Annotated in this window: 25 protein-coding genes; 11 read left to right on the top strand and 14 right to left on the bottom strand. The window is 73.9% G+C overall.

The window, feature by feature from the left end; all coding sequences use genetic code 11:
* Positions 1 to 74 precede the first annotated feature (74 nt).
* Both AB0E14_RS00975 and AB0E14_RS00980 read left to right on the top strand, forming a co-directional pair.
* Positions 75 to 848, top strand: coding sequence for an MBL fold metallo-hydrolase (locus tag AB0E14_RS00975; protein WP_362409899.1), 774 nt, complete (start codon positions 75 to 77; stop codon positions 846 to 848).
* Positions 845 to 1,498: a VTT domain-containing protein gene (locus AB0E14_RS00980; protein WP_362409901.1), complete on the top strand. Its 654-nt coding sequence runs from the start codon at positions 845 to 847 to the stop codon at positions 1,496 to 1,498. Before AB0E14_RS00975 ends, AB0E14_RS00980 begins: the two co-directional genes overlap by 4 nt.
* On the opposite strand, the gene AB0E14_RS00985 is transcribed toward AB0E14_RS00980, so the two are convergent.
* The 4 genes from AB0E14_RS00985 to AB0E14_RS01000 all read right to left on the bottom strand — a co-directional run bounded on the left by AB0E14_RS00985 (position 1,478) and on the right by AB0E14_RS01000 (position 5,654).
* On the bottom strand, positions 1,478 to 2,605 hold the full coding sequence (locus AB0E14_RS00985; protein ID WP_362409903.1) for an MBL fold metallo-hydrolase: 1,128 nt from the start codon (positions 2,603 to 2,605) through the stop codon (positions 1,478 to 1,480). The two genes, AB0E14_RS00980 and AB0E14_RS00985, sit on opposite strands and share 21 nt — an antisense overlap.
* Before the next feature lie 68 nt (positions 2,606 to 2,673).
* Complete coding sequence (locus AB0E14_RS00990; RefSeq protein ID WP_362409905.1) at positions 2,674 to 3,906, bottom strand: aminotransferase class I/II-fold pyridoxal phosphate-dependent enzyme; 1,233 nt, start codon at positions 3,904 to 3,906, stop codon at positions 2,674 to 2,676.
* Between the two features lie 362 nt (positions 3,907 to 4,268).
* Positions 4,269 to 4,850, bottom strand: a complete 582-nt coding sequence (locus tag AB0E14_RS00995) for a hypothetical protein (RefSeq protein WP_362409907.1) — start codon at positions 4,848 to 4,850, stop codon at positions 4,269 to 4,271.
* 123 nt (positions 4,851 to 4,973) lie between these two features.
* A complete protein-coding gene (locus AB0E14_RS01000; protein WP_362409909.1) occupies positions 4,974 to 5,654 on the bottom strand; it encodes a TetR/AcrR family transcriptional regulator in 681 nt (226 codons plus the stop codon).
* Between the two features lie 98 nt (positions 5,655 to 5,752).
* Here AB0E14_RS01000 and AB0E14_RS01005 point away from each other — a divergent pair, with 98 nt between their 5' ends.
* The 4 genes from AB0E14_RS01005 to AB0E14_RS01020 all read left to right on the top strand — a co-directional run bounded on the left by AB0E14_RS01005 (position 5,753) and on the right by AB0E14_RS01020 (position 8,649).
* Positions 5,753 to 6,667, top strand: a complete 915-nt coding sequence (locus tag AB0E14_RS01005) for an SDR family NAD(P)-dependent oxidoreductase (RefSeq protein ID WP_362409911.1) — start codon at positions 5,753 to 5,755, stop codon at positions 6,665 to 6,667.
* A 153-nt stretch (positions 6,668 to 6,820) separates the two neighbouring features.
* Positions 6,821 to 7,351 (top strand): GNAT family N-acetyltransferase, encoded by a 531-nt coding sequence (locus AB0E14_RS01010; protein WP_362409913.1) that lies wholly within the window; start codon positions 6,821 to 6,823, stop codon positions 7,349 to 7,351.
* Between the two features lie 89 nt (positions 7,352 to 7,440).
* A complete protein-coding gene (locus AB0E14_RS01015) occupies positions 7,441 to 8,277 on the top strand; it encodes a methyltransferase domain-containing protein (RefSeq protein ID WP_362409915.1) in 837 nt (278 codons plus the stop codon).
* 21 nt (positions 8,278 to 8,298) lie between these two features.
* Complete coding sequence (locus AB0E14_RS01020) at positions 8,299 to 8,649, top strand: VOC family protein (protein WP_362409917.1); 351 nt, start codon at positions 8,299 to 8,301, stop codon at positions 8,647 to 8,649.
* A gap of 9 nt (positions 8,650 to 8,658) precedes the next feature.
* On the opposite strand, the gene AB0E14_RS01025 is transcribed toward AB0E14_RS01020, so the two are convergent.
* The 4 genes from AB0E14_RS01025 to AB0E14_RS01040 all read right to left on the bottom strand — a co-directional run bounded on the left by AB0E14_RS01025 (position 8,659) and on the right by AB0E14_RS01040 (position 12,612).
* On the bottom strand, positions 8,659 to 9,216 hold the full coding sequence (locus AB0E14_RS01025; protein WP_362409919.1) for a Clp protease N-terminal domain-containing protein: 558 nt from the start codon (positions 9,214 to 9,216) through the stop codon (positions 8,659 to 8,661).
* The gene (locus AB0E14_RS01030; RefSeq protein WP_361962939.1) at positions 9,216 to 9,425 is read right to left on the bottom strand and encodes a helix-turn-helix domain-containing protein; all 210 of its coding nucleotides are present in this window, start codon (positions 9,423 to 9,425) and stop codon (positions 9,216 to 9,218) included. The genes AB0E14_RS01025 and AB0E14_RS01030 overlap by 1 nt, the downstream gene beginning before the upstream one ends.
* Positions 9,426 to 9,681: 256 nt before the next feature.
* Entirely contained in the window at positions 9,682 to 11,658 is a 1,977-nt protein-coding gene (locus tag AB0E14_RS01035; protein WP_362409922.1) for a DUF5107 domain-containing protein, read from the bottom strand.
* A 48-nt stretch (positions 11,659 to 11,706) separates the two neighbouring features.
* On the bottom strand, positions 11,707 to 12,612 hold the full coding sequence (locus tag AB0E14_RS01040; protein WP_362409924.1) for an arginase family protein: 906 nt from the start codon (positions 12,610 to 12,612) through the stop codon (positions 11,707 to 11,709).
* A gap of 62 nt (positions 12,613 to 12,674) precedes the next feature.
* Between AB0E14_RS01040 and AB0E14_RS01045 the strand changes: the two genes are divergently transcribed.
* Complete coding sequence (locus tag AB0E14_RS01045; RefSeq protein ID WP_362409926.1) at positions 12,675 to 13,007, top strand: DUF6204 family protein; 333 nt, start codon at positions 12,675 to 12,677, stop codon at positions 13,005 to 13,007.
* On the opposite strand, the gene AB0E14_RS01050 is transcribed toward AB0E14_RS01045, so the two are convergent.
* The 4 genes from AB0E14_RS01050 to AB0E14_RS01065 all read right to left on the bottom strand — a co-directional run bounded on the left by AB0E14_RS01050 (position 12,995) and on the right by AB0E14_RS01065 (position 15,924).
* A complete protein-coding gene (locus AB0E14_RS01050; protein WP_362409928.1) occupies positions 12,995 to 13,561 on the bottom strand; it encodes a GNAT family protein in 567 nt (188 codons plus the stop codon). The two genes, AB0E14_RS01045 and AB0E14_RS01050, sit on opposite strands and share 13 nt — an antisense overlap.
* A gap of 173 nt (positions 13,562 to 13,734) precedes the next feature.
* A complete protein-coding gene (locus AB0E14_RS01055; protein ID WP_362409930.1) occupies positions 13,735 to 14,091 on the bottom strand; it encodes a hypothetical protein in 357 nt (118 codons plus the stop codon).
* Positions 14,088 to 14,330: a DUF1049 domain-containing protein gene (locus tag AB0E14_RS01060; protein WP_362409932.1), complete on the bottom strand. Its 243-nt coding sequence runs from the start codon at positions 14,328 to 14,330 to the stop codon at positions 14,088 to 14,090. Before AB0E14_RS01060 ends, AB0E14_RS01055 begins: the two co-directional genes overlap by 4 nt.
* Positions 14,331 to 14,496: 166 nt before the next feature.
* The gene (locus AB0E14_RS01065) at positions 14,497 to 15,924 is read right to left on the bottom strand and encodes an MFS transporter (RefSeq protein WP_362409934.1); all 1,428 of its coding nucleotides are present in this window, start codon (positions 15,922 to 15,924) and stop codon (positions 14,497 to 14,499) included.
* Positions 15,925 to 16,081: 157 nt separating this feature from the next.
* Between AB0E14_RS01065 and AB0E14_RS01070 the strand changes: the two genes are divergently transcribed.
* On the top strand, positions 16,082 to 16,831 hold the full coding sequence (locus AB0E14_RS01070) for a GntR family transcriptional regulator (RefSeq protein WP_362409936.1): 750 nt from the start codon (positions 16,082 to 16,084) through the stop codon (positions 16,829 to 16,831).
* 55 nt (positions 16,832 to 16,886) lie between these two features.
* Entirely contained in the window at positions 16,887 to 17,999 is a 1,113-nt protein-coding gene (locus tag AB0E14_RS01075; RefSeq protein WP_362409938.1) for an adenosine deaminase, read from the top strand.
* 103 nt (positions 18,000 to 18,102) lie between these two features.
* Here the strand turns inward: AB0E14_RS01075 and AB0E14_RS01080 are convergent, their stop codons facing one another.
* Entirely contained in the window at positions 18,103 to 19,188 is a 1,086-nt protein-coding gene (locus tag AB0E14_RS01080) for a helix-turn-helix domain-containing protein (protein ID WP_362409940.1), read from the bottom strand.
* A 120-nt stretch (positions 19,189 to 19,308) separates the two neighbouring features.
* Between AB0E14_RS01080 and AB0E14_RS01085 the strand changes: the two genes are divergently transcribed.
* Positions 19,309 to 20,214 carry an alpha/beta hydrolase gene (locus AB0E14_RS01085; RefSeq protein ID WP_362409942.1) on the top strand — a complete coding sequence of 302 codons (906 nt, stop codon included), beginning with the start codon at positions 19,309 to 19,311 and terminating at the stop codon, positions 20,212 to 20,214.
* Positions 20,215 to 20,256: 42 nt separating this feature from the next.
* A complete protein-coding gene (locus AB0E14_RS01090; RefSeq protein WP_362409944.1) occupies positions 20,257 to 20,646 on the top strand; it encodes a cupin in 390 nt (129 codons plus the stop codon).
* 80 nt (positions 20,647 to 20,726) lie between these two features.
* Here AB0E14_RS01090 and AB0E14_RS01095 read toward each other — a convergent pair whose 3' ends face one another.
* Complete coding sequence (locus tag AB0E14_RS01095; protein WP_362409946.1) at positions 20,727 to 21,428, bottom strand: GNAT family protein; 702 nt, start codon at positions 21,426 to 21,428, stop codon at positions 20,727 to 20,729.
* Positions 21,429 to 21,485 lie beyond the last annotated feature (57 nt).

The following is a 21,485-nucleotide window of genomic DNA, read 5'->3' on the forward strand; positions in this document are numbered from 1 at the left end:
ATTACTCTCGAGACAAGGCGAGGACGGACGACGGCGTGGACGTACCGCGGTACGGAACGGAAGGAGCCGGGCCGGTGGAGGTCACCTGGTGGGGTCATGCCAGCTGCACGGTCGAGGACTCCGGCGTCAGGTTCCTGACCGATCCGCTCTTCGCCCGCAGGCTGGCGCATCTGCGGCGGCGCAGAGGCGCGGCGCCGCCACCCGAGGCCGCGCGCGCCGAGGCGGCGCTCGTCTCCCATCTGCACGCCGACCATCTGCACGTTCCCTCGCTGGCCCGGCTGGCGCCCGGCACCGTCGTCGTGGTGCCGCGCGGCGCGCCCCGGGCCGTGCCGGGACTGCGCAGACTCGGCGAGCGGGGGCTGCGGCTGACCGAGGTGGGGCCGGGCGACACGGTGACGGTCGAGGGCGTGACGGTACGGGCCGTCCCGGCGCTGCACGACGGGCGACGGCTGCCGGTGGGGCCGCACCGCTCCCCCGCGCTCGGCTACGTCGTCGAGGGCGAGGCGCGGACGTACTTCGCCGGTGACACCGGGCTCTTCGAGTCCATGGCGGAGGCGGTCGGCCCGGTGGACGTGGCGCTGCTCCCGGTGGGCGGCTGGGGGCCGTATCTGGGACACAACCATCTCGACGCGGGCCGGGCGGCGCAGGCGCTCGCCGCGCTCTGCCCGGCGGCGGCGGTGCCGGTGCACTACGGCACGTACTGGCCCATCGGGATGGACGCGGTGCGGCCGCACGAGTTCCACGCGCCGGGCGAGGAGTTCGTCCGGCAGGCGGCGCGGCTCGCGCCGAAGGTGGTGGTGCACCTGCTCGGTCACGGCGCGCGGGTGCGCCCCGAGGTCGCCCGGTGATCCATGGCCTGTTGGCGGCGGCGGGCGATGTGCCCCCGGAGTCGACGCAGCAGGCGGTCGGCTACCCCTCGCTCTTCCTGCTCGTGGCCCTCGGCTCGCTGGTGCCCGTGGTGCCGACGGGGGCGATCGTCAGCTCGGCGGCGGTCGTCGCCTTCCACCAGACGGCTCCGCTGGCGCTGCTCTACGTCTTCCTGGTGGCCGCCCTCGCGGCGCTGCTCGGGGACGTGACGCTGTACTGGCTGGGGCAGCGGGGGGTCCGTTCGCGCAACGGCTCGCGGTGGCTGGCCGCGCTGCGGGGCCGGGTCACGCCCGAGCGGCTCGCGCAGGCCCAGGAGAAGCTCGCCACCCACCAGGTCTCGGTGCTGGTCCTGTCGCGGCTGGTGCCGGCCGGGCGGATCCCGGTGATGCTGGCGTGTCTCCTCGCGAAGGTGCCGCTGCGGAGGTTCGTGCGCGGGGACCTGCCGGCGTGCCTGGCCTGGGCGGCGACGTATCAGCTGATCGGCATCCTGGGCGGTTCGCTCTTCCCGGAGCCGTGGCAGGGCGTCGTGGCGGCGGTGGGCCTGGCGTTGCTGATCAGCGGGGCACCGGCGCTGTGGCGGCGGGTACGGGGAGAGGGGCGCGGCGGCGGGTCAGGGACCGAGCAGGCGTGAGGCACCGACCGGGAGGTCCCAGAGGTCCTCGCGGGGCAGGCCGGCCCGCTCCCAGGCGGCCCTGACCCGGGTGAGCGGTTCGAGGACGGGCTCGGAGGAGAGCACGAACGTCGCCCAGTGCATGGGGGCCATGCGGCGCGCGCCGAGGTCCTGGAAGGCGCGGACGGCCTCCTCGGGGTCGGTGTGGACGTCGCTGAGCCACCAGCGGGGCGCGTAGGCGCCGATGGGGAGCAGGGCGAGGTCGATACCGGGGTGACGGGCGCCGATCTCGGCGAACCAGTGGCCGTAACCGGTGTCGCCGGCGAAGTACACCTGCCGTCCGGGGCGGTCGGCGCGGTCGGGGTGTTCGGACCGGTCGGAGGGATCGGACCGCTCCGAGAGGACCCAGCCGCCCCAGAGCGAGCGACAGGTGTCGAGGAGGGTCCGCTTGGACCAGTGGTGCGAGGGGACGAACTCGAAGCGCACACCGTCGAGTTCGGCCGCCTCCCACCAGTCGAGCTCGGTGACGTGGCTGAACCTGCGGCGGGCGAACCAGCGCCCGAGACCGGCGGGGACGAAGACGGGGGTGTCTCTCGGCAGCCGTCTGAGGGTCGGGGCGTCGAGGTGGTCGAAGTGGTTGTGGCTGATGACGACCGCGTCCACGGGCGGCAGGTCCTCCCAGCGGACCCCGACGGGCGTGATCCGGGCGGGGGTGCCGAGGATGCGCCGGGACCAGACGGGGTCGGTGAGGACGGTGAGGCCGCCGATGCGCAGGATCCAGCTGGCGTGGCCCGCCCAGGTGACGGCGAGGGTGTCGGGCCCGGCTTCGGGGAGCGGGCCGGGGGCGAACGGCAGCAGCGGAATGTCGCGGAGCCCCTCGACGCCTGGGCGCACGGCGCCCTCGCGGGCGAGCCTGGCCATGGCACGGACACCGGGGAGCGGGGCGGTGAGGCGGTCGACGAAGGAGCGGGGCCAGTCGGGGCGGGTCCGGCCCAGGGGCTGGAGGACGGGGGACGGGGCGGGGGCGGCGGGAACCGGTCCGGGGGCGGCGGGAGCCGGTCCGGGGGCGGTCCCGCTCTCGCGCACGGGCTGCGGGGCCTGCGTAGGCCGTGCCGTCTGTTCCGTCATCTGCGGGCTCCGTTTCTACGCGGTTCGTCGGGACGGTCTCGATGGCGGTGGCCGAAGCGCCCCGGCGGTCACCGGAGTTCCTCCAGTGCCGCCCCGAACTCGGCCAACGCCCGTGCCACGTATGGCAATTCCACCGGGTTCGGAGAGGCGAGGGACTCCGTGCGTTCCTCCTCGTCGGCCCCCAGGAAGGCGCCGGTGTCGAACCGCACGCGCAGGGCGCCGAGTTCGTCGCCGAATCGGTGACCGCCTGGTACGGGCGTGCCGAGCCGCCGACTGAGGTGGTTCTCCAGCTCCATGGAGTCGGTGACGCCCCGCGCGGCGAGCCCGGCTCGCAGTGGCCCGAGGTCCGCGTAGAGGTGGCGGCCCGCCTGGGGCGGCCGGGCGAGGGCGCCCGCGGCGAGGACGGCTCGGTGGACGGCGGCGGCCACGTGTCCGTGCAGGGCGGCGGCGCGGGCGGCCCGTACGGTGACGTCCTCCGGTTCGTCGAGGGCGTGCGCGGCGGCGGGGGCGACGGGCCCCGCGACGAAGGCGCCGAGGGCGGTGAGGACGTCGAGGGTGCGGGCGCGCGGGTCGGTGTAACGGTCGGCCCGGTCCGGCGCGGCGGGTGGGAAGCGGGCCACGGCACAGGGCCAGGCGGGCGGGGCGAGGGCGCCCGCGAGGTCGTACAGGACGGTGACGTCGTCGGGGCACATCTCGGCGGGGCTCAGCAGCACGGTGTCGGCGCGCCGGTGCAGGGTGTCGCGCCAGGTCTCGTCGCTGATGATGTGCAGCCCCTCGGCGACGGCGGCCTCGCACGCCTCGCGGACGAGTTCGGGCGGGGCGACGGTGGCGGTCGGGTCGTCGGCGACGGAGAGCAGCAGCAGTCGCGGGTGACCGCCCTCGGCGCGGACCCGGCGGACGGTTTCGAGCAGGGCGTACGGGTCGGGCACGCCGCCGCACTCGGCGGGGGTGGGCACGTGATAGGCGGGACGGCCGAGGAGCCGGGCCTGCGGGGTCCACCAGGCCGGGCAGGGCCGGGGCATGAGGACGTCGCCGCCGTGGGCGGCGATCAGGGCGAGCATCAGCGGCCGGGCGCCCGGCGCGGAGACCACGTCCTGGGCGTGGGTACGCAGGCCACGCCGCCACCAGTAGCCTGCGGCGGCCTCGCGGAGCACGGGTCCGCCGCCGGGCGGCTCGACGGCGGTACGGCCCGCGGCGGCGGCCAGGATCGCGGCGAGGCCGGGCAGCACGGGAAGACCGGGCTCCGGGGCGGGTGGTCCGTAACTGACCGGTCCGCGCCCTTCCGGGGCCGTCTGCCGCATCTCCCGCACCTCCCGCACACCGAAACACAGAGCACCGCCGACACGGCACCCCCAGTGCCTTTATACGAAGGTTCGGAACGCTTCGCCGTCCCAGCGGCCGCCCATCCGCCGAACCCAGCCCACCACCCCACCCACGAACCGGACGCCCCGGCCCATGCGACACCACCGACGATCGCGCCCAGCCGCGCGACGGGGAGACCGGGACCGCAACGGCGCGGTCGACGAGGGCCGTACGGGTGACGGGGGCGGGCAAGGTCAAGCCTTGCCTCTGGCGTCTACCACCCACTCGGGTGGACCGGTACCAGCCTGTCAGGCCGGCCCGACGGCGCCGGCCGTCCGGCCGCACGGCCCGGCAGCCGCTCTCAGGTGTACACGAGGGGGCAGCCGCGTCGGATCGCGTGTTGGGCAGCGCGCAGGAACAGCGCGACGTAGAAGGTCGCGTCCAGGTCCTTGCTCCACGGTGCTGTTCGCGTAGCGGCCAGTTCCTTCGCCTGGTGCCTGAACCACATGCTCAGGTCGAGGTTGTCGCAGGTCATCGGGGTCTCGCGGGGCAGGTCGATGGCCGTAGCCAGCTTCATCGCGAGGCGCAGTACCTGGGGAGCGCCGGCAACCATGGATTCATGCTCATCCGATTCGATGGGCAACCAGATCTCCTCGTCGAGGGAGAAGGGCACGAGGACGGTCCAGCCGCAGAGCGTTTCCAACTCTTCCCGTGTCAGGTGCGTCCTGCACAAGGCGAGGAACCCGGTCATGGGTGGGGCCAGCTTCTCCTCGAAGGCTTGCCCTGAGCCGCGGGCGAAGTCCGTCTCCGGGGGCACGTCCTCGTAGGGCGGCAGGCCCCGCCGCCCGAGTTCGGCGTTGAGAGCCGAGGCGACCTCACCCCATCCGTCCTCTTCCTCGCCGAACCATTCCTCCGCGCCGACGCTCACCACATAGACACCCATGCGCGGAAGGTACAGCCCGCATGTGACATCGATCCGTGAGCCTGCCGGGGGCGACCGCAGCCGCGCCCTTGGCCCGGGCCCGGGCCCGGGCCCGCAGGTCGTACCGTCGCGCCGGATCCGGAGTCACGCCTGTCGCGTGCGGGCCAGGAGTCCTGCGAACTGGGTCGCCAGGGCGTCCTCGAGGGTGGGGCAGAAGTCCATGCGCATCGCCGCCAGGGCGGGGTCGGACGCGTAGGCGGCGAGCATGCTGGGGGCGGGTTGGGTGTGGGGCCAGAGGGCGCCGGTGAACAGGACGGTCGTGGCGCTCGCCTTCCAGGCGCCGTCGTCGCCGAGTTCGGGGACGTGGAGGCGGATCAGCTCGGCCAGGGCGGTGAGGTCGGCGTGGGCGGCCCGCTTGTGGCGTGCGGCGGCTTCCGGGGACACGTTGTGCTCCAGGACGGCGGCCTGGGCCGCGAGCAGGTCGCAGAGGACCCGGTGCCCGGAGAGGGACCGGGCGAGCGTGCCGGCGAGGCGGTCGCCGCGCGTGGCGACCGGGTCGCTCGGGTCGATGTCGGCGCGCAGACGCTCGGCGAGTTCGGCCAGCCACTGCTTGCATGCCTGGCCGAAGAGTTCGAGCAGGATCGCCTCGCGGGACTCGAAGTAGCGCAGGACGTTGGACTTGGCGAGGCCGGTCCGGCGGCTGAGCTCGTTCAGGCTGATCTCGCTGACCGGCATCGTGTCGAGCATCGTGGCCGTGGTGTCCAGGATGGCCCGACGCCGGACCTCCCGCTGCTCCTCGCTTCGCGCACGTTGGAAAGCCGTCATGCACGGCATTTTACAGACCGCCGGTCCATTGACACCAGACCGTCGGTCTCTTACCGTCGGAAGGAAGAGACCGATGGTCTGTAAGGAGAGGACCTGTCATGACGCAGAACTGGACCAGCGACGACATCCCCGAGCAGCACCATCGCGTCGCCGTGGTGACCGGCGCGAACACCGGCCTCGGCTTCGAGACCGCCCGAGCCCTTGCCGCACGCGGTGCGACGGTGGTCCTGGCGGTGCGGAACGTGGAGAAGGGCAAGGCCGCCGCCGCCCGCATCGCCGACGCCGTGCCCGGTGCGGACGTCACCGTGCAGGGCCTCGACCTCGCGTCCCTGGAGTCGGTCCGTCAGGCCGCGGCGGAGCTGCGGGACGCCCACCCCCGGATCGACCTGCTCATCAACAACGCGGGCGTGATGTACACGCCGAAGCAGACCACGCGGGACGGGTTCGAGTCGCAGTTCGGCACCAACCACCTCGGGCACTTCGCCCTCACCGGCCTGCTCCTGGAGCGGCTGCTGCCGGTGGCGGGGTCCCGGGTGGTGACCGTCAGCAGCGTCGGGCACCGGATCCGGGCCGGGATCCACTTCGACGACCTGCAGTGGGAGCGTTCGTACAGCAGGGTCCCCGCGTACGGACAGTCCAAGCTCGCGAACCTGATGTTCACGTACGAGCTGCAGCGACGGCTCTCCGACCGGGACACCACCGTCGCGGTCGCCGCCCACCCGGGCATGGCCGACACCGAACTCATGCGGTACACGCCCCGACCGCTGCGCGTGGCCGTCTCGGCCGTCGGCCCGCTGGTCCTCCAGAGCACGGAGATGGGGGCGCTGCCGGTACTGCGCGCGGCGACCGACCCCGGCGTGCGCGGCGGCCAGTACTACGGACCGAGCGGAATCGGCGAGACACGGGGCCATCCGAAGCTCGTCGAGTCCAGCCGGCTCTCCCACGACATGGCCGTCCAGCACCGCCTCTGGGCCGTCTCGGAGGACCTGACGGGCGTCACCTTCCCCGTCTGAGGCCCCGCCGCGACACCCCGGCCCGGTCCTCACGCCCCGGTCCGAGTGGCGCCGCCGACGACGGTCCGGGCACCAGGCATCCGGTCGCCCGCGTGTCGGTACGGCGCCACATGCGTTCGCCGCGTGCGGCCGTGCGGGTCGAGAATGCGGCGCATGTCGATCCGAGCAGCGCTACCCGAGGACGCGGCGGCGATCGCCCGCGTTCATGTCCGGTCCTGGCAGGCCGCCTACCGCGGGCTGCTCCCGCGTGCGTACCTCGACGCGCTGGACGTCGAGGAGCGGGCCGCCGTCTGGGCGGAGCGGCTCGGTGGGGTGGGGGCGCCCGGTGTGTTCGTGGCCACGGAGGAGGTCTCCGGGCCGGTAGTGGGGTTCTGCTGTTTCCGGGGACGGCCGGGAGGCGGGAGCGACGACCTGGACCCGCTCGCCACCGGGGAGATCGCGGCGCTGTACGCCTTGCCGGAGGTGTGGGGGACGGGCGTGGGGCGGAGGCTGCTGGCCGCGTCCGAGGAGGCGCTGGCGGCGGACGGGTTCCGGGACGCGGCGCTGTGGGTCCTCGCGGACAACGCGCGGGGCCGCCGTTTCTACGAGGCCGCGGGCTGGCGGCCGGACGGCACCGTCACCCAGGACACGACCGCGGGCCGGACCCTCGACGAACTCCGCTACCGGCGGCGCCTCTTCACATGACCCTAGGTCCGCATCGCGAGATGACCATCTCGCGATGTGGCAGGCGGGCGTACGGTTGGCACAGCCACCCACACAGAGGGAGTCCGGTCATGACGCATGCCTCCGAACAGTCCAGGCCGCACGAGACCGCCGTCTACACCCACGGGCACCACGAGTCGGTGCTGCGCTCGCACACCTGGCGCACCGCGGCGAACTCCGCGGCCTACCTGCTGCCCGAACTGAAGCCCGGCCTGGACGTCCTGGACGTCGGCTGCGGCCCCGGCACGATCACCGCCGACCTGGCCGCGCTGGTCGCGCCGGGCCGGGTGACCGCGGTCGACGCCGCCGAGGACGTACTGGACCGGGCGCGCGCGGTCGCCGCCGAACGGGAGCTGGAGAACGTCGAGTTCGCGGTCGCCGACGTCCACGCCCTGGACTTCCCCGACGACTCCTTCGACGTCGTCCACGCCCACCAGGTACTGCAGCACGTGGGTGATCCGGTCCAGGCGCTGCGCGAGATGCGACGGGTGTGCCGCCCCGGCGGTGTGGTAGCCGCGCGCGACAGCGACTACGGGGCCTTCACCTGGTACCCGGCCTCCCCCGCCCTGGACCGCTGGCAGGAGCTGTACCGGCGGGTGGCGCGGGCCAACGGCGGCGAACCGGACGCGGGGCGGCGGCTGTTCGCCTGGGCGCGGCAGGCGGGGTTCACCGACATCACGACGACGGCGGGCACCTGGTGCTACGCGACACCCGAGGAGCGCGCCTGGTGGAGCGGGCTGTGGGCGGACCGGACGACGGAGTCGGTCTACGCGCGGCTCGCGGTGGAGGGTGGCCACGCGACCCCCGACACGCTGCGGGAGGTCGCGGAGGCGTGGCGCGAGTGGGGCGAGCGGGAGGACGGCTGGTTCATGGTCCCGCACGGCGAGATCCTCTGCCGGGTCCCGTGAGCCTCAACCAGGCTCGCCCATGTGGTGATTCTGGGAACCACACTGCGTGTCTGCGTCGACGATCTCGAAGGAGCGGTCGAGTTCTACGAGCGGCTCACCGGTGCCCCCGCCCAGCGATTCGAGCGGGGCGGGGTCTCGGTGGCGGCCGTGGGCTGTTTCCTCCTGATGAGCGGTCCGGAGGCGGAGTTGGAGGTCCTGCGCCGGGTCTCCGCGACCATCTCCGTCCAGGACGTGGACGCGGCGTTCACCGCGCTCACCGAGGCCGGCGCGAAGATCCTGGCGGGCCCGGTCCCCACGCCGGTGGGCCGCAATCTGATCGCGGTCCACCCGGACGGCTCGGTCTTCGAGTACGTCGACCGGCGAGCCGCTTGAGTCCCTGGGTCAGGCGGCGGACGCACCCTGGCCGAGGGCGCGTTCCACCGACTCGTAGGTGATGCCGTGGTCCGCGAGGACCTCGGCGACGACGCCCGGGCGGGCGGTCAGGGCGAGGAGCAGGTGCTCGTCGCCGATCACCTTGTCGCGGCGCCCCAGGCAGATCCGCAGGGAGCGCTCCAGGACGCTCGCTGCCTCGCGGCTGAAGGTGGGCCTTCCGAAGCGCCGGGAGCCCCCCTCGCGGTCGTCGGCGAGGGCGCCCGGCCCGTGGGCCTCCTCGACGCGGGCGACGATCTCCGGCACGTCGATACCGAGGCCCGCGAGCGCCTCCATGTCGGCCTTCGACAGGCCGCCCCGCCGGTGGGCGTCGGAGAGCTGCGCCTCCAGCGAGGCCCGTCGGTCGGTCGCGCCGAGGGCCCGCAGGACGAAGGACGCCTTGGTTCCCTCCGCGTCGAACATCGCGAGCAGCAGGTGCTCTTCGGTGACCATGGCGGCGCGGTCGCGCCGGGCCCGCTCCACGGCCTCGATCACCGCGGCCCGAGCCCCCGCCGAGAATCGCTCGAACATCAATGCCTCCCGTACTTCTTGTGCACGGCCTGCCTGCTCACACCCAGCTCCGCCGCGATCTCCTGCCACGACCAGCCCTGGGCGCGGGCGCTGCGCACCTGGACGGCCTCCAACTGTTCGAGGAGTCGCCGCAGGGCGGTGACGGCCCGTAGGCCGACCCGGGGATCACGGTCCCCCGCCCGCGCGGCGAGATCGGTTGCATCGGTCATGATGTCAACCTACGTTGACACCCTCTCTCCTGTCAACCATGGTTGACAGGAGAGAGGGTGTCCGCCGGTCCGACGCCGGTCGGCGTGAGGGCCATGCCCCGTGCTGGGCGCCGACGCCCAGCACGAGGAACAGCAGCGCGAGCGCGAGCCCGGCTGCCGTGCGTATGTGTGTCATACGGCGAAAGCCGGCCACCTCGATGTTCGGTTTCCGGTCATTCATCAACGGAAGTCATCAACGTGACCGGAAGAGTTCAGGCTACGGCCGCATCCGGAACTCGTAGGCGTCCGGCAGCGGTTCGTCGGTCAGGGCCGACCACAGCTCGCCGAGGGTCTCCGCGCCCTCCCGCAGGTCGGCGACCTCGAAGCCCGTGTCGAAGACCGCCCGGGCCTCGGCCTTCCGCCCCTCGGCGAGGAGGAGGCGGGCCTCCAGGAGGCGGAAGGCGCCACGCCCGCGTACGTCCGCCGGCAGCCGCTCCAGGAGTGCGCGCGCCCGCGGGGCGCATCCGGCGGCCAGGAGCGCGGTCACGGCCTCCCGGCCGAGCGCGGCCCGCACCACGGAGTCCCCGGAGCCCAGGGCCTCGAAGGCGTCGAAGGCCTGGGCGTGTCGGTCGGCGGACCTGACCGGGTGCCCGCCCTCCTGGTCGGCGACGGCCAGGCAGTACAGCAGCGGCCAGCGGAGGCCGCCCTCGTGCCGGAGCCCGCGCTCCCAGCTCCGTACCGCCTGAGCCAGGTCGCCCGCGGCCCACTGCGCGATCCCCAGGTGGTACTCCGTCAGCGGCGTCGGCGTCGCGGTCTCCAGCATGTCCCGCCAGTGGTCCGCCACCAGGGACGGGCCGGGCGGGGCGCCCTCGGGCCCCTCCGGCAGCGGTGGCAGGACGCCCGTGCGGAGCAGCTCCAGCCAGGGCTTCTGCTCCTCCCCCAGGGCCGACGCGGGGAACGGTGTCCCGGGCAGTTCGTGTCCGTGGGCCAGGACTTCGAGGGCGCCCCAGCCGGATCCCGTCGCGAGGACGGTGACCGGTTCGGCGTCGGCGGCGGTTTCCCTCCAACTCGCGTACGCGGCGTCGACGGCGGCGCGCGGCAGCGCCGCCTCCAGGGCTCGCTCCACGTCCGCGCGGGCCGCCGACCAGTCCTCGCCGTGGACGGTCCCGGCCTCGGCCGTGAGCGGTCCGTACGTCTCGAGCCAGCTGAACTCCGCGCCGCCCTCCAGCTTCAGGTGCTCCAGCTGCGTACGGGCGAGGCCGGCCTGGACCTCTGCGTATCCGGGGGCGCCGGGGGCGGTGAGCCACTCCTGCCAGCGGCGGCCGCCGCGCGCGGTGCCCCAGAGGAAGAGCTTGCGGCCGCGCAGCAGGTCCGTCGAGGTCTGCACCAGGCCCGCCCCCGTCTCGTCGAGGGCGGCGATCCAGCGCCGTGCCGTGTCCGGGACGTCGTAGAACCAGTCGGCGGGGAGCGTGCTCCGCAGCGGATACGTGCGGTCCTCGGAGCGGCCCGTGCCGTCCTGGGCGACGGGGACGGGCACGCGGCGCAGGCCGCGCTCGTAGCCGTGGTGGAAGGCGGTCTCGGCCGGGGCGAGGATCCTGCGGTCCTCGGGGACGGCGGTGTTGGACCACCAGTAGACGGGGACGGTCCGCTCGTGCGGATTGCGGATCCGGACACCGACATGGAGGAAGTCGCTGCCCTCGGGCAGCCACAGGTCGACCTGGAAGGGCAGGTCCCGCAGCCGCTCCCACTCCCACAGCCGCAGCAGCTGCCCGCCGCCGGGCGCCGCGACGATCGCGGCGTGCACCGGGGAGCAGGAGAGAGTGGTGTGGCCGGTGGCGCCGATGTTCCATTCGATGCCACCGGCGAACCAGGCGCCGTTCAGCGCGAACGCCGCCGGCTGGAACACCGGGTTGCGGTGGACGAGTTCACGGCCGTCGGCCTTGTGTTGCAGGGAGTGGACGCGCCCGCCGAGCCCGGGCAGCACGATCGCGCGCACCCGGTCGTTCTCGATGACGATCGCGTCGAGGTCCGTGGGCACACGCGCGCGTCCGTAGCCGTCGCGGACCGGCGCGGGCAGCACGGTGCGCAGCGGGGCGTACCCGAGCTGCCGGGCCATGTCGCGCGGCAGGTCGTCCGCGACGGCGCGCGGGTCGACCGCCGGGGTCCCGTCGAGGAGCCGCAGGGCGGGCAGCGGGTTGTCCGGGCCCAACGGAGCCGCGGGCAGGGGCAGTACGGCACGTCGTACGGTCGTCATGGCGTCATCGAACACGGCGGGCGCGCGTCCGACCAGGGGGTCTGTCCGTCAGTCTTCGGCAAAGGCGGCGACGACGAGGTCCGTCAGAAGCGCTCCGGCCGTGCCGTCGGGGTCCAGGTCGGGGTCGTAGATCGTGACGTTGAGCCCGACGCAGCGCTCGGAGCGGACCAAGGTCCGCAGCAGGGGCAGGAGTTCCTCGGGCAGCAGCCCGTCGGGGTCGGGGCTGTCGACGGCCGGCATCACGGAGGGGTCGAGGACGTCGGCGTCCAGGTGCACCCAGAAGCCGTCGAGCGCGGGGGCCCCGAAGGCGGTGACCGTGGCGGCGGCGAGTTCGGCCGGGCCCCAGGCCCGCAGATCGGCGACGGTGACGACGGGGACCTTCAGGGCGCGCAGCTCCACGAGTTCGGGGTCGTCGTGGTAGGCGTCGCGGATGCCGAAGAGCCGGACGTCCTCCTCGCGGAGGTAGGGGCCGCGGCCCTCCAGGTCGGTGAGGTCCCGCTGGCCGCGGCCGGTGGCGAGGGCCAGTTCCTCGCCGCCCGCGGCGCCGACCCGGTCGGAGTTGCCGGGGTGGCGGAAGTCCGGGGAGGCGTCGACTGCGGCGAGTCCGTAGCGGCCGATGCGGCGCAGGGCGAGCGAGGCGCCGAGCTGGATCGAGCAGTCTCCGCCGAGGACGAGAGGGAAGTCCCCGGCCCTGACGTGGTGCTCGATCCGGTCGGCGAGCGTGCGGGTGTACGTGGCGAGGGCGGCGGCGTTGAAGACGCCGTCGCTCTCCTGCCAGTCGCCGAGGTCGTAGCGGGGCGGGACGACGACTCCGCCTTCGATGGCGCCGAGCCGGGCCACGATCCGGTTCTCACGGAGGGCCCCGGCGAGCTTGTGGCAGCCGGGCACGGTACCGGGGAGCGGGGGGCGCAGACCGAGGTTCGAGGGGGCGTCGAGCGCGACGATATTCCGCATGCGCCTCATCCTCTCCGCCGTACTCTGCGACTTCAACGGGTTTCGGGAGTACGGAGAGAGAGATGAGCACCCAGCACACCTACCGGGTGATCGTGCGCGGCACGTTCGACGGACTGTCGGAGGAGAGCCGGGCCCGGCTGCTCGCCGAGGTGGACGCGCACGGGATGGAGGCGATGCGCTTCTCCGAGGAGGGCTCGCTCAGCTACGACAGGACGCTGAAGCACTTCTCGTACCGCCTGGTCGTGGTCTCGGACGCGGCGGACGGCGAGGAGATGGCCGGTGTGCTCGCCGAGGACCGGGTGGAGCGGGCGCTCGCGGAGCTGGGGCACGCGCACGGCAGGCTGAGGTCGAAGGTGACCGACCTGGACACGATGAAGATCAACTACAAGCGCTGAGCCGATGCCGCGTTCTCCGGGGCGGTGATCGCCCAGCGTTCGTGGTCCCGCCAGGCGCCGTCGATGTGGAGCATGGCGGGTGAGAACCCTTCGAGGCGGAAGCCGGCCCGGCGCACGAGCGCGCGGGAGGCGGCGTTGCCCGGCTGGATGTTGGCCTCCAGGCGGTGCAGCCCGAGGGGGCCGAAGGCGTACGGGAGGAGCAGGCCGAGCGCCTCGCCCATCAGCCCCCGCCCCGCCGCGTGGGCGAAGGCGCCGTAGCCGAGCGCGCCGCTGAGGAACGCGCCCCGGACGATGTTGTTGATGTTGAGGAACCCGGCGATCCGGCCCTGCTCCGCCCGCTCGCAGATCAGGAACCCGGCCCGCGCCGGGTCCTCGGTCAGGGCCCTGGCGTACGGCTCGTAGGTCTCGGTCCTGTCGGGCGGGAAGAGCCACGGCCGGTGGGTGGCGCGGCTCTCGCGGGCCCGCGCGGTGAACTCCTCGGCGTCGTCGAGCGAGTAGCCGCGCAGGCCGACGCGCGGGCCGGCGGTGAGGTACTGACCAAGATCGTCGGACATGCCCCCAGGGTGCCAGGCACCGGCGCGGCCGGTCGCGCCGGTGGGGCCGATCGCGCCGGCGCAGCCGATCGCGCATGTCGGGCCGATCGGGCCAGGCCCTGGCGCGACGGGTCGCGCCGGTGGGGCCGGTGGGGCCGATGACTCCGGTGGCGCCGGTCGCTCGGGGGGTCCCGTCAGCGGCGGGCCGCGCGGACTCGGGGCGGGACGGTCTCGCCCCGCTTGACCACGCCGAGCACGACCGTCGTCCGGCCGTCGAGGGGTTCGCCCTCGGCCGGGTACTGCGTGCACACCCACCAGTTCGGCGGCCACAGCACCCGCCGGTCGCGGCCTTGGACGTCGTGGACGTCGAGGCGGGTGCGCGGGGCGAGGGCGGTGAAGACCCGCCAGAGGCCCTTGCCGAGGAACCCGGGCATCGGCCGGGCGGGCACCGGCGCCGCGTCGTCGGCCGCGACCGCGTCCTGCGACGAGGCGACCGCCACGGCCGCCAGGGCGAGGAGGGCACCGACCCCCAGGAACGCCGCCCGCCTCATGCGCGCCGCCGGGTCGCCGCGTAGTAGCCACAGGCCCCGCCGAGCAGGGTCGTGGCGAGGAGCGCCAGATAGAGCGGCATCGTCACCTCGGGAATGATCAGCCGGATCCTGACCTGCCGGGTGTTCTCGAAGATCAGGACGAGGGTGAGGACGGCGACGACGGCCATGGCGATCCGGGCAGGCGTGAAGGGTCCGTCGGAGCGGGGCCTCCCGCCGCTCGATGTCTCCTTGGGACTCATGCCCGGACCTCTCCTCCGTCGTACGCGGCCGCCCCCGTGGGACCAGGATGGAGGGATCCGGTCCGCACGGGGGCGGTGGGAGGGGCCGTACGGGTGAGGGTGCGGCCTCGCCCGCCGTGCCCGGCAGGTGGGCCCCGTCGGTGGGCCCCGCTGTGGGCCGACCGGGTCAGTGGTGGGCGAGGACCAGTTGCGGCTCGTCGGCCGGTTCCTCCGCCGGGTCGGGGCGCTGGATGAGGAAGGCGGAGACGACGCCGATGCCGAGCAGGGCGAGGGCCGCGTACATGGCGTGCTGGTAGCCGGCTTCGGTCGGTCCGCCCGCGTCGCTGCCCGCCGTGATCATCGCGGAGGCCAGGGCGATGCCGAGGGAGGCGCCGATCCCGAAGCAGGCGCCGTTGAGCCCGGACAGTGAGCCGGGCTTGTCCTTGGGCGCGGTGGTGACGGCGAGGCCGTTGAGGCCGGTCAGCATGAAACCGCCGTAGGTGACGCCGAGCGCGGCGAGCGAGGCGACCAGGACCCACTCGTCGTGCAGGAAGAAGGTGGCCAAGAGGAAGATCGCGAAGTTGGCGACGGCGCCGGTCACGACGATCTTCCGCCAGCCGATCCTCGGGCCGAGGCGGCCGGTCAGCGGGGCGGAGACCACGCCGATCAGCTGGATCGGGGTGAGGAAGAGGACGGCGGCGGTCACGGCGGAGAGGCCGAGGCCGACCCGGGCGTCCTGGGAGAAGAGCGGAATGGTCAGGGCGATGGCGCCGAAGGCGCCGCCGAGGGTGCAGACGGTGGTGAGCAGCAGCGGCCAGGCCCGGCGGGAGGCCAGTACCTCGATGTCGATGACCGGGTCGGCCGCGCTCTTCTGCGAGACGACGAAGAAGACCAGTGCGGCGAGGCCGCCGAGCAGGAAGCCGAGGGTGAGGACGGAGGTCCAGCCCCAGGCCGCGCCCTGGGCGAGGCCGACCAGGATGCCGGTGAGGCCGACCGCGAGGGCGGCGATGCCCCGGGAGTCGAAGCGGCCCTCGGGCGCGGTGGCCGGGACCTCGGGGACGTACTTCCGTACGCCGATCAGGCCCGCGACGGCGATCAGGGTGGAGCAGACGAAGATGCCGCGGAAGCCGATGGTGTCGGCGATCTGGCCGCCGGCGATGGCGTCCACCCCGGCGAGGCCGCCGTTGACGGCGGTGATGACGCCCGCGGCCTTGCCGAAGCCGGCCGGGGTGAGGAGCTGGTTCAGGGTGAGGAAGGCGAGGGTGAACATCGCCGCGGAGATGCCCTGGAGGATGCGGCCGGCGATGAAGAACTCGATGTTCGGCGCGAAGACGCACATCAGGTTGCCGGCGATCAGGACGAAGGCGCAGACGATCATCATCGGCTTGCGGCCGCGCCGGTCGCTGAGGCGGGCGAGGGTGACCTGGCCGATGGCCGCCATCAGGAAGAAGAGGGTCTGGGAGAGGCCGGCAGCGGCCGTGGTGGTGCCGAGCCGCTCGATCACATCCGGCAGCGCGGGGCTGAGCATCGTGGCGTTGATCTGGTACCCGAGGACGGCGAGCACCATCGCCAGGAGCATGGGACCTCGGCCCTTGAGGTCGGATGTGGCTGACATTGGGGCCCCTTTGCCGTGGATGTCCTAGCAGTGGACGAAGCTTGTCAGACAAGCAACTCCCGAACAGAGTGAGTTCTACGCGCGTCACACGTCAAGACCCTTTGACCTGTGATTCGGAATACCGTTCACTTGCCGACAAGTCGAAGGAGGAGGGGCAGTGGCGGTCAGCGGACAGCAGCGGCGGCCGGTCGTGGTGCTCTACGAGCGCATCGCGGACGCCATCCACGACGGCACCTATCCCCCGGGCTCGACCCTGCCCTCCGAGCCGAAGCTCGCCGGCGAGCTGGGCGTCAGCCGCCCGGCCCTGCGCGAGGCCCTGCTGCTGCTCCAGGAGGACGGCCTGCTGTCCGTGCGGCGCGGGGTCGGCAGGACCGTCAACGACCACCCGCCGCGCCGGGGCTTCGAGCACATCCAGCCCCTGGAGGAGCTGATCGGCACGGGCGCGCCCCTGCGGGTGCGGGCGCTGCTGCGGGCGGTCGAGGAGCCGACCGACTTCACCACCCAGCACCTGCTCGCCCCGGCCAGGGCGGAGCTGCGGTTCTGGGAGTCGCTGCTGGCCGGGGAGGGCGCGGCGGCGGCCCTCAGCCAGGAGTGGGCGGCGGCCGACGACGTACTGGAGCGGGCGCACCCGGCCTTCGCCCAGGCGCTGCGCGCCGAGCCGGCGCCCGAGCGCACCTCGATGCTGGCGGTGCTCGCCGGGGCCTCGCGGGGCGTGTCGCTCGGCGCGCACAGCAGCGTGACGGCGACCCTGCTCGGGCAGCGCAGGGGCGAGCAGCTCGGCCGCCCGGCCGACACCCCCGCGGTCCTGGTCACCCAGGTGGTGCGGGTCGGGGAGACCCCGGTCCTGGCCGCCAAGCACATGCTGCCGACGGGCGCTCCCGCGCTGCCGGTCCTCCAGTCGAACTGAGCGGGCGACGACCGCCACAGCACCCCGCGCCTGTCGTGGCGTACACTTCCGCGCCATGCACTTGTCTGACAACCCTGCCGCTGCGCCTGCCGCCGCCCCCGTCGCCGTCGCCGTCGCCGAGTGGATCCGCCGCGCGCCGAAGGCCGTCCTCCACGACCACCTGGACGGCGGGCTCCGTCCCGCCACGATCGTCGAACTGGCGCGGGAGTGCGGCTACACCGCGCTGCCGACCGAGGACCCGGCCGCGCTCGCGGTCTGGTTCCGGGACGCCGCCGACTCCGGCTCGCTGGAGCGGTACCTGGAGACCTTCGCCCACACCTGCGCGGTGATGCAGACCCGCGAGGCGCTGCACCGGATCGCAGCCGAGTGCGCCGAGGACCTGGCGGCCGACGGGGTCGTCTACGCCGAGATCCGCTACGCCCCCGAGCAGCACCTGGCGGCCGGGCTGACCCTGGACGAGGTCGTCGAGGCGGTGAACGAGGGCTTCCGCGAGGGCGAGCGCCGTTCGGGCGGCCGGATCACCGTCCGCACCCTCCTCACGGGCATGCGCCACACCGACCGTTCGCTGGAGATCGCCCAGCTCACGGTGGCGCACCGGGACCAGGGCGTGGCCGGCTTCGACATCGCCGGCGGCGAGATCGGCAACCCGCCGGCCCGCCACCTGCCCGCGTTCCAGCACCTGAAGCGGCACAACTGCCACTTCACGATCCACGCGGGCGAGGCCGTCGGCGCGGAGTCGATCCACGAGGCCGTGCAGGTCTGCGGCACCGAGCGGATCGGTCACGGCGTGCGGATCACGGACGACATCGCCGAGGACGGCACGCTCGGCAGTCTCGCCGCGTACGTCCGCGACAACCGGATCGCCCTGGAGGTCTGCCCGACCTCCAACCTCCAGACGGGCGCGGCCAAGGACTACGCCTCGCACCCGATCGACGAGCTGCGCCGGCTCGGCTTCCGGATCACGCTGAACACGGACAACCGGCTGGTCTCCGGCACCACCATGAGCGAGGAGTTCCAGCACATGGTGGACGCCTTCGGCTACGGCCCGGAGGTCTTCGAGGAGTTCACGGTCGCGGCCCTCAACGCGGCCTTCCTGCCGCTCCCGGAGCGGCAGCGGCTGATCGACGAGGTCGTCCGCCCGGGTTACGCGGCGCTCAAGGCGGCGTAGGCGCACGACGGCGGGCCGGGACGGGCCGGGCAGTGTGGGAGACGGGGGATCCCACACCGCCCGGCCCGTGTCACGTCTCGGCCGTCCCGGCCCGTGTCACGTCTCAGCCGTCCCGGTCGGTGAGCAGTCGCCAGGTCGTGAGCGCGACGGTGGCCCGTACGAGGCCCGCGGGTTCGGTGAGTTCGACGCCCAGGGTCCTCCCGATCTGCTCCAGCCGGCGAGCGACGCTGCTGTGGTGGAGGTGGAGCAGCTGGGCGGCCCGGCGCTGGGATCCGGTGGCGCAGTAGGCGTCCAGGGTCGCGAGGTCGCCCGGGTTGTCGGCGAGGGCGGCGATCGCCGCCACGTCCGCGTTCTCCCGTGCGGCGTCCGGCGTCACGTGGGCGAGGAGCGCCAGCGCCCCGAGCCGGGCGTGGTGGACGACGGGCCGGTGCGCGGTGGTGAAGCGGAGTGCGGTGCGGGCCTGCCGCCAGGACCGTTCCGGGCTCTCGGCGGCGCCGATGCCCGCGCGGGCGTCGGCGGGGAACCGGTCCTCGTCCACGCCGCCGGCCAGGAGGACGCCCACGTCGCCGACCGTGGCCGCCTTCACGGTGCGGCCGGGGCAGACGAGGGCTCCGATCCGGTGGAGCGGCAGCCGTGACCGTACGGCGACGACCTCGACCGGCGCGTCGGCGGGGAACCCCAGGAGCCGTAACGCCCGTGCCGTGGCGGCCTCGTCGGCGCCGGAGCTGATGACCAGTTCGACCAGGGCGGGGTCGGCCATGGTGGTGCGGGCGGGACCGTACCGCTCGACGACCGTCGCGGCGGCGAGGGCGAGGCGTTCGAGGACCACGGTGTCGAGCGCCAGCGGCGGTCCCGGCCGCTCCAGCCACACCTCGCCGATCTCCTCTTCGTCCAGCGTGATCGGCACGGGCGCCGACGCGGGCGCGGAGCCGTGCGCGGGCGCGGAGCCGTGCCCCGACGACGGCGACGGCGGGTCCGAGGGACGGCTGCCGTCGGGTGCCACGCGCCACGCCCGTCCCGTGTCGTGGAGCCGGATCCCGGCCACGCACTCGGCGAGGCCCGCCGACGCGCGGGCGAGCGCCGGGAGGTCGACCCTGCGGCGCATGAGCGTGTCGTAGAACGCGACGACGCGGATCGCGCCTTCGGCGTACGCATCCAGTCCCGACAGCCGTACGGCGAGTGCCTCCATGGCGCAACAGTAGAGCGCGCGGGGGCCTCGGAGGGGCGCGCCGATCGGTGCGATTCCGGGGCGGTACGCGCGACGGGCGCCGGGGTGACCGCGCGGTCCGTGGCCGTGAGGATGAGCCGCATGGATCCCGAACTCGAACCCTTCGTCCCGCTGCTCCCCCGACAGGACCTGACCGACCCGGTGGCCGCCCGTGCGAAAGTCGCCGCGCTCGCCGCCTCGATACCGGCGCCGGACACCACCGGCCTGGACGTCCAGGACCGCACGGTGCCCGCCGATCCGGACGTGCCGGTACGGATCTACCGGCCGAAGGACGCCCGGGGCGCCGTGCTCTGGCTGAGCGGCGGCGGCTGGGTCGTGGGCGACCTGGACACCGAGCGCCACTGGGGCGCCCGGCTCGCCGCCGGCTCCGGCGCGGTGGTGATCTCGGTGAACTACCGCCGGTCTCCCGAGCACCGGTTCCCCGCCGCCCTGGACGACGTGTACGCCGTACTGTCCTGGACGGCCGAGCACGCGGCCGAACTCGGCATCGACCCCGACCGGATCGCGGTCGGCGGGCACAGCGCCGGTGGCGGGCTCGCGGCGGCGGTGGCGCTGCGGGCACGGGACGAGCAGGGTCCCGCGATCCGGTTCCAGGTGCTCAACCAGCCCGCCCTGGACGACCGGCAGGAGACCTGGTCGCAGCGGACCTTCACCGACACCCCGGCCCACGACCGCGAGACCCTCGCCGTGGCGTGGCGGCACTACCTGGGCTCGCAGCCCGCCACCCCGTACGCGGCGCCGGCCCGGGCGGCCGACCTGTCCGGACTCCCGCCCGCGTACGTCTCCACGGCGGAGCTCGATCCGCTGCGCGACGAGGACCTCGACTACGCGCTGCGCCTGCTCCGGGCGGGCGTGCCGGTCGAACTGCACCAGTGGCCGGGCACGTTCCACGGGTCGCTCGCGATCCTCTCCGCCGACGTCTCCCAGCGGCAGCTCGCCGAGCTCTGCGCGGCCCTGCGGCGCGCGCTGACCGCCGGCACGGACTGAACCAGCACCCTCCCGACGACCACCGAGGAAAGGCCTCACGACATGAGCGTCACTCCGATCGACCTCTTCTCCTCGTTCCTCCGCCTCGACCACGGCGGCGAGGTGCGCGCCGTGCCTCCCGTCTTCGACCCCGAGCGGGACGGCTGGCAGGTGATGACCTTCCACGTGGAGGACGACGCCGACGTCCACGCCGACCACTGGGAGATCCACACCGAGGCGGACGAGGTGGTGGCCTGCCTGACGGGCGGGATCCGGCTCTCGTTCCGCCCCGAGCGGCCGGGGGACGCCGAGGAGGAGATCGAGCTCGCGGCCGGGGCCGCGGCGGTCGTCCCGCGGGGCCGGTGGCACCGGATCACGCTGGACGTCCCCAGCGACATCATGTCCCTGACGCGGCCGCGCGGAAGCCGCCTGGAGCCGCGGGCCGGGGCCTGAGAGCAGCAGACCCTGGCCCGGGGGCGGGCCAGGGCAGCCCCCGGTCCGAGCGGGGGCTGCCCGGCCGATCCGCGCGGCGGCTACGCGGGGACGAGCGGACCGCGCGGGTCCGCGGCGGTGCCGACGGCGCGGGTCATGCGGGCCGCCTGCCGGGCTTCCAGGATCCCGCGCACCATCGGCCACTCCTCGTCCAGGATCGAGTAGAAGGCGGTGCTCCGTACGGCGCCGTCCAGGCCGCGCGAGTGGGCCCGGCGAACGCCCTCGCAGGTGGCGCCGAGGCGTTCGATGGCGGCCCGCGAGCGCAGGTTACGGGCGTCGGCGCGCATCGAGACGCGTCGGACGCCCCACGCCTCGAAGGCGTGGCGCAGCATCAGCAGCTTGGCCTCGGCGTTGATGCCGGTGCCCTGGGCTCCCGGGGCGAGCCAGGTGTTGCCGATCTCTGCCGCGTCGGGGACGGCGGTGAGCGGGTCGCCGTAGGGCACCCCGGGGACGGCGGGCCAGACCAGGGGTCCCTGCCAGTAGTCGAGCTCCAGGAAGCGGGTGGCGCCGACGACCCGCCCGTCGGCGGTACTGATGACGGCGAAGGGCAGCGCCCGGCCCGCGGCCTGGTCGGCCAGGGCCCGTTCGATATAGATCTCCGCCGCGTCCAGGCTGTGGGGGACGGGCGTGAACGCGTACGTCGTACGGTCCTCGGTGCCGGCCGCGGCGATCGCGACGGCGTGCTGTGGTGCGAGGGGTTCCAGCCGTACGGTGCGGCCGGACAGCACAAGGGAAAGTGGCACGGGGCCTTCGGTCCTTCTACGAGGCGGGGAGATGCCACCCGCACCGGCGTCTCACGG

This window comes from Streptomyces sp. NPDC047981, from assembly GCF_040653315.1.
Lineage (GTDB): Bacteria > Actinomycetota > Actinomycetes > Streptomycetales > Streptomycetaceae > Streptomyces.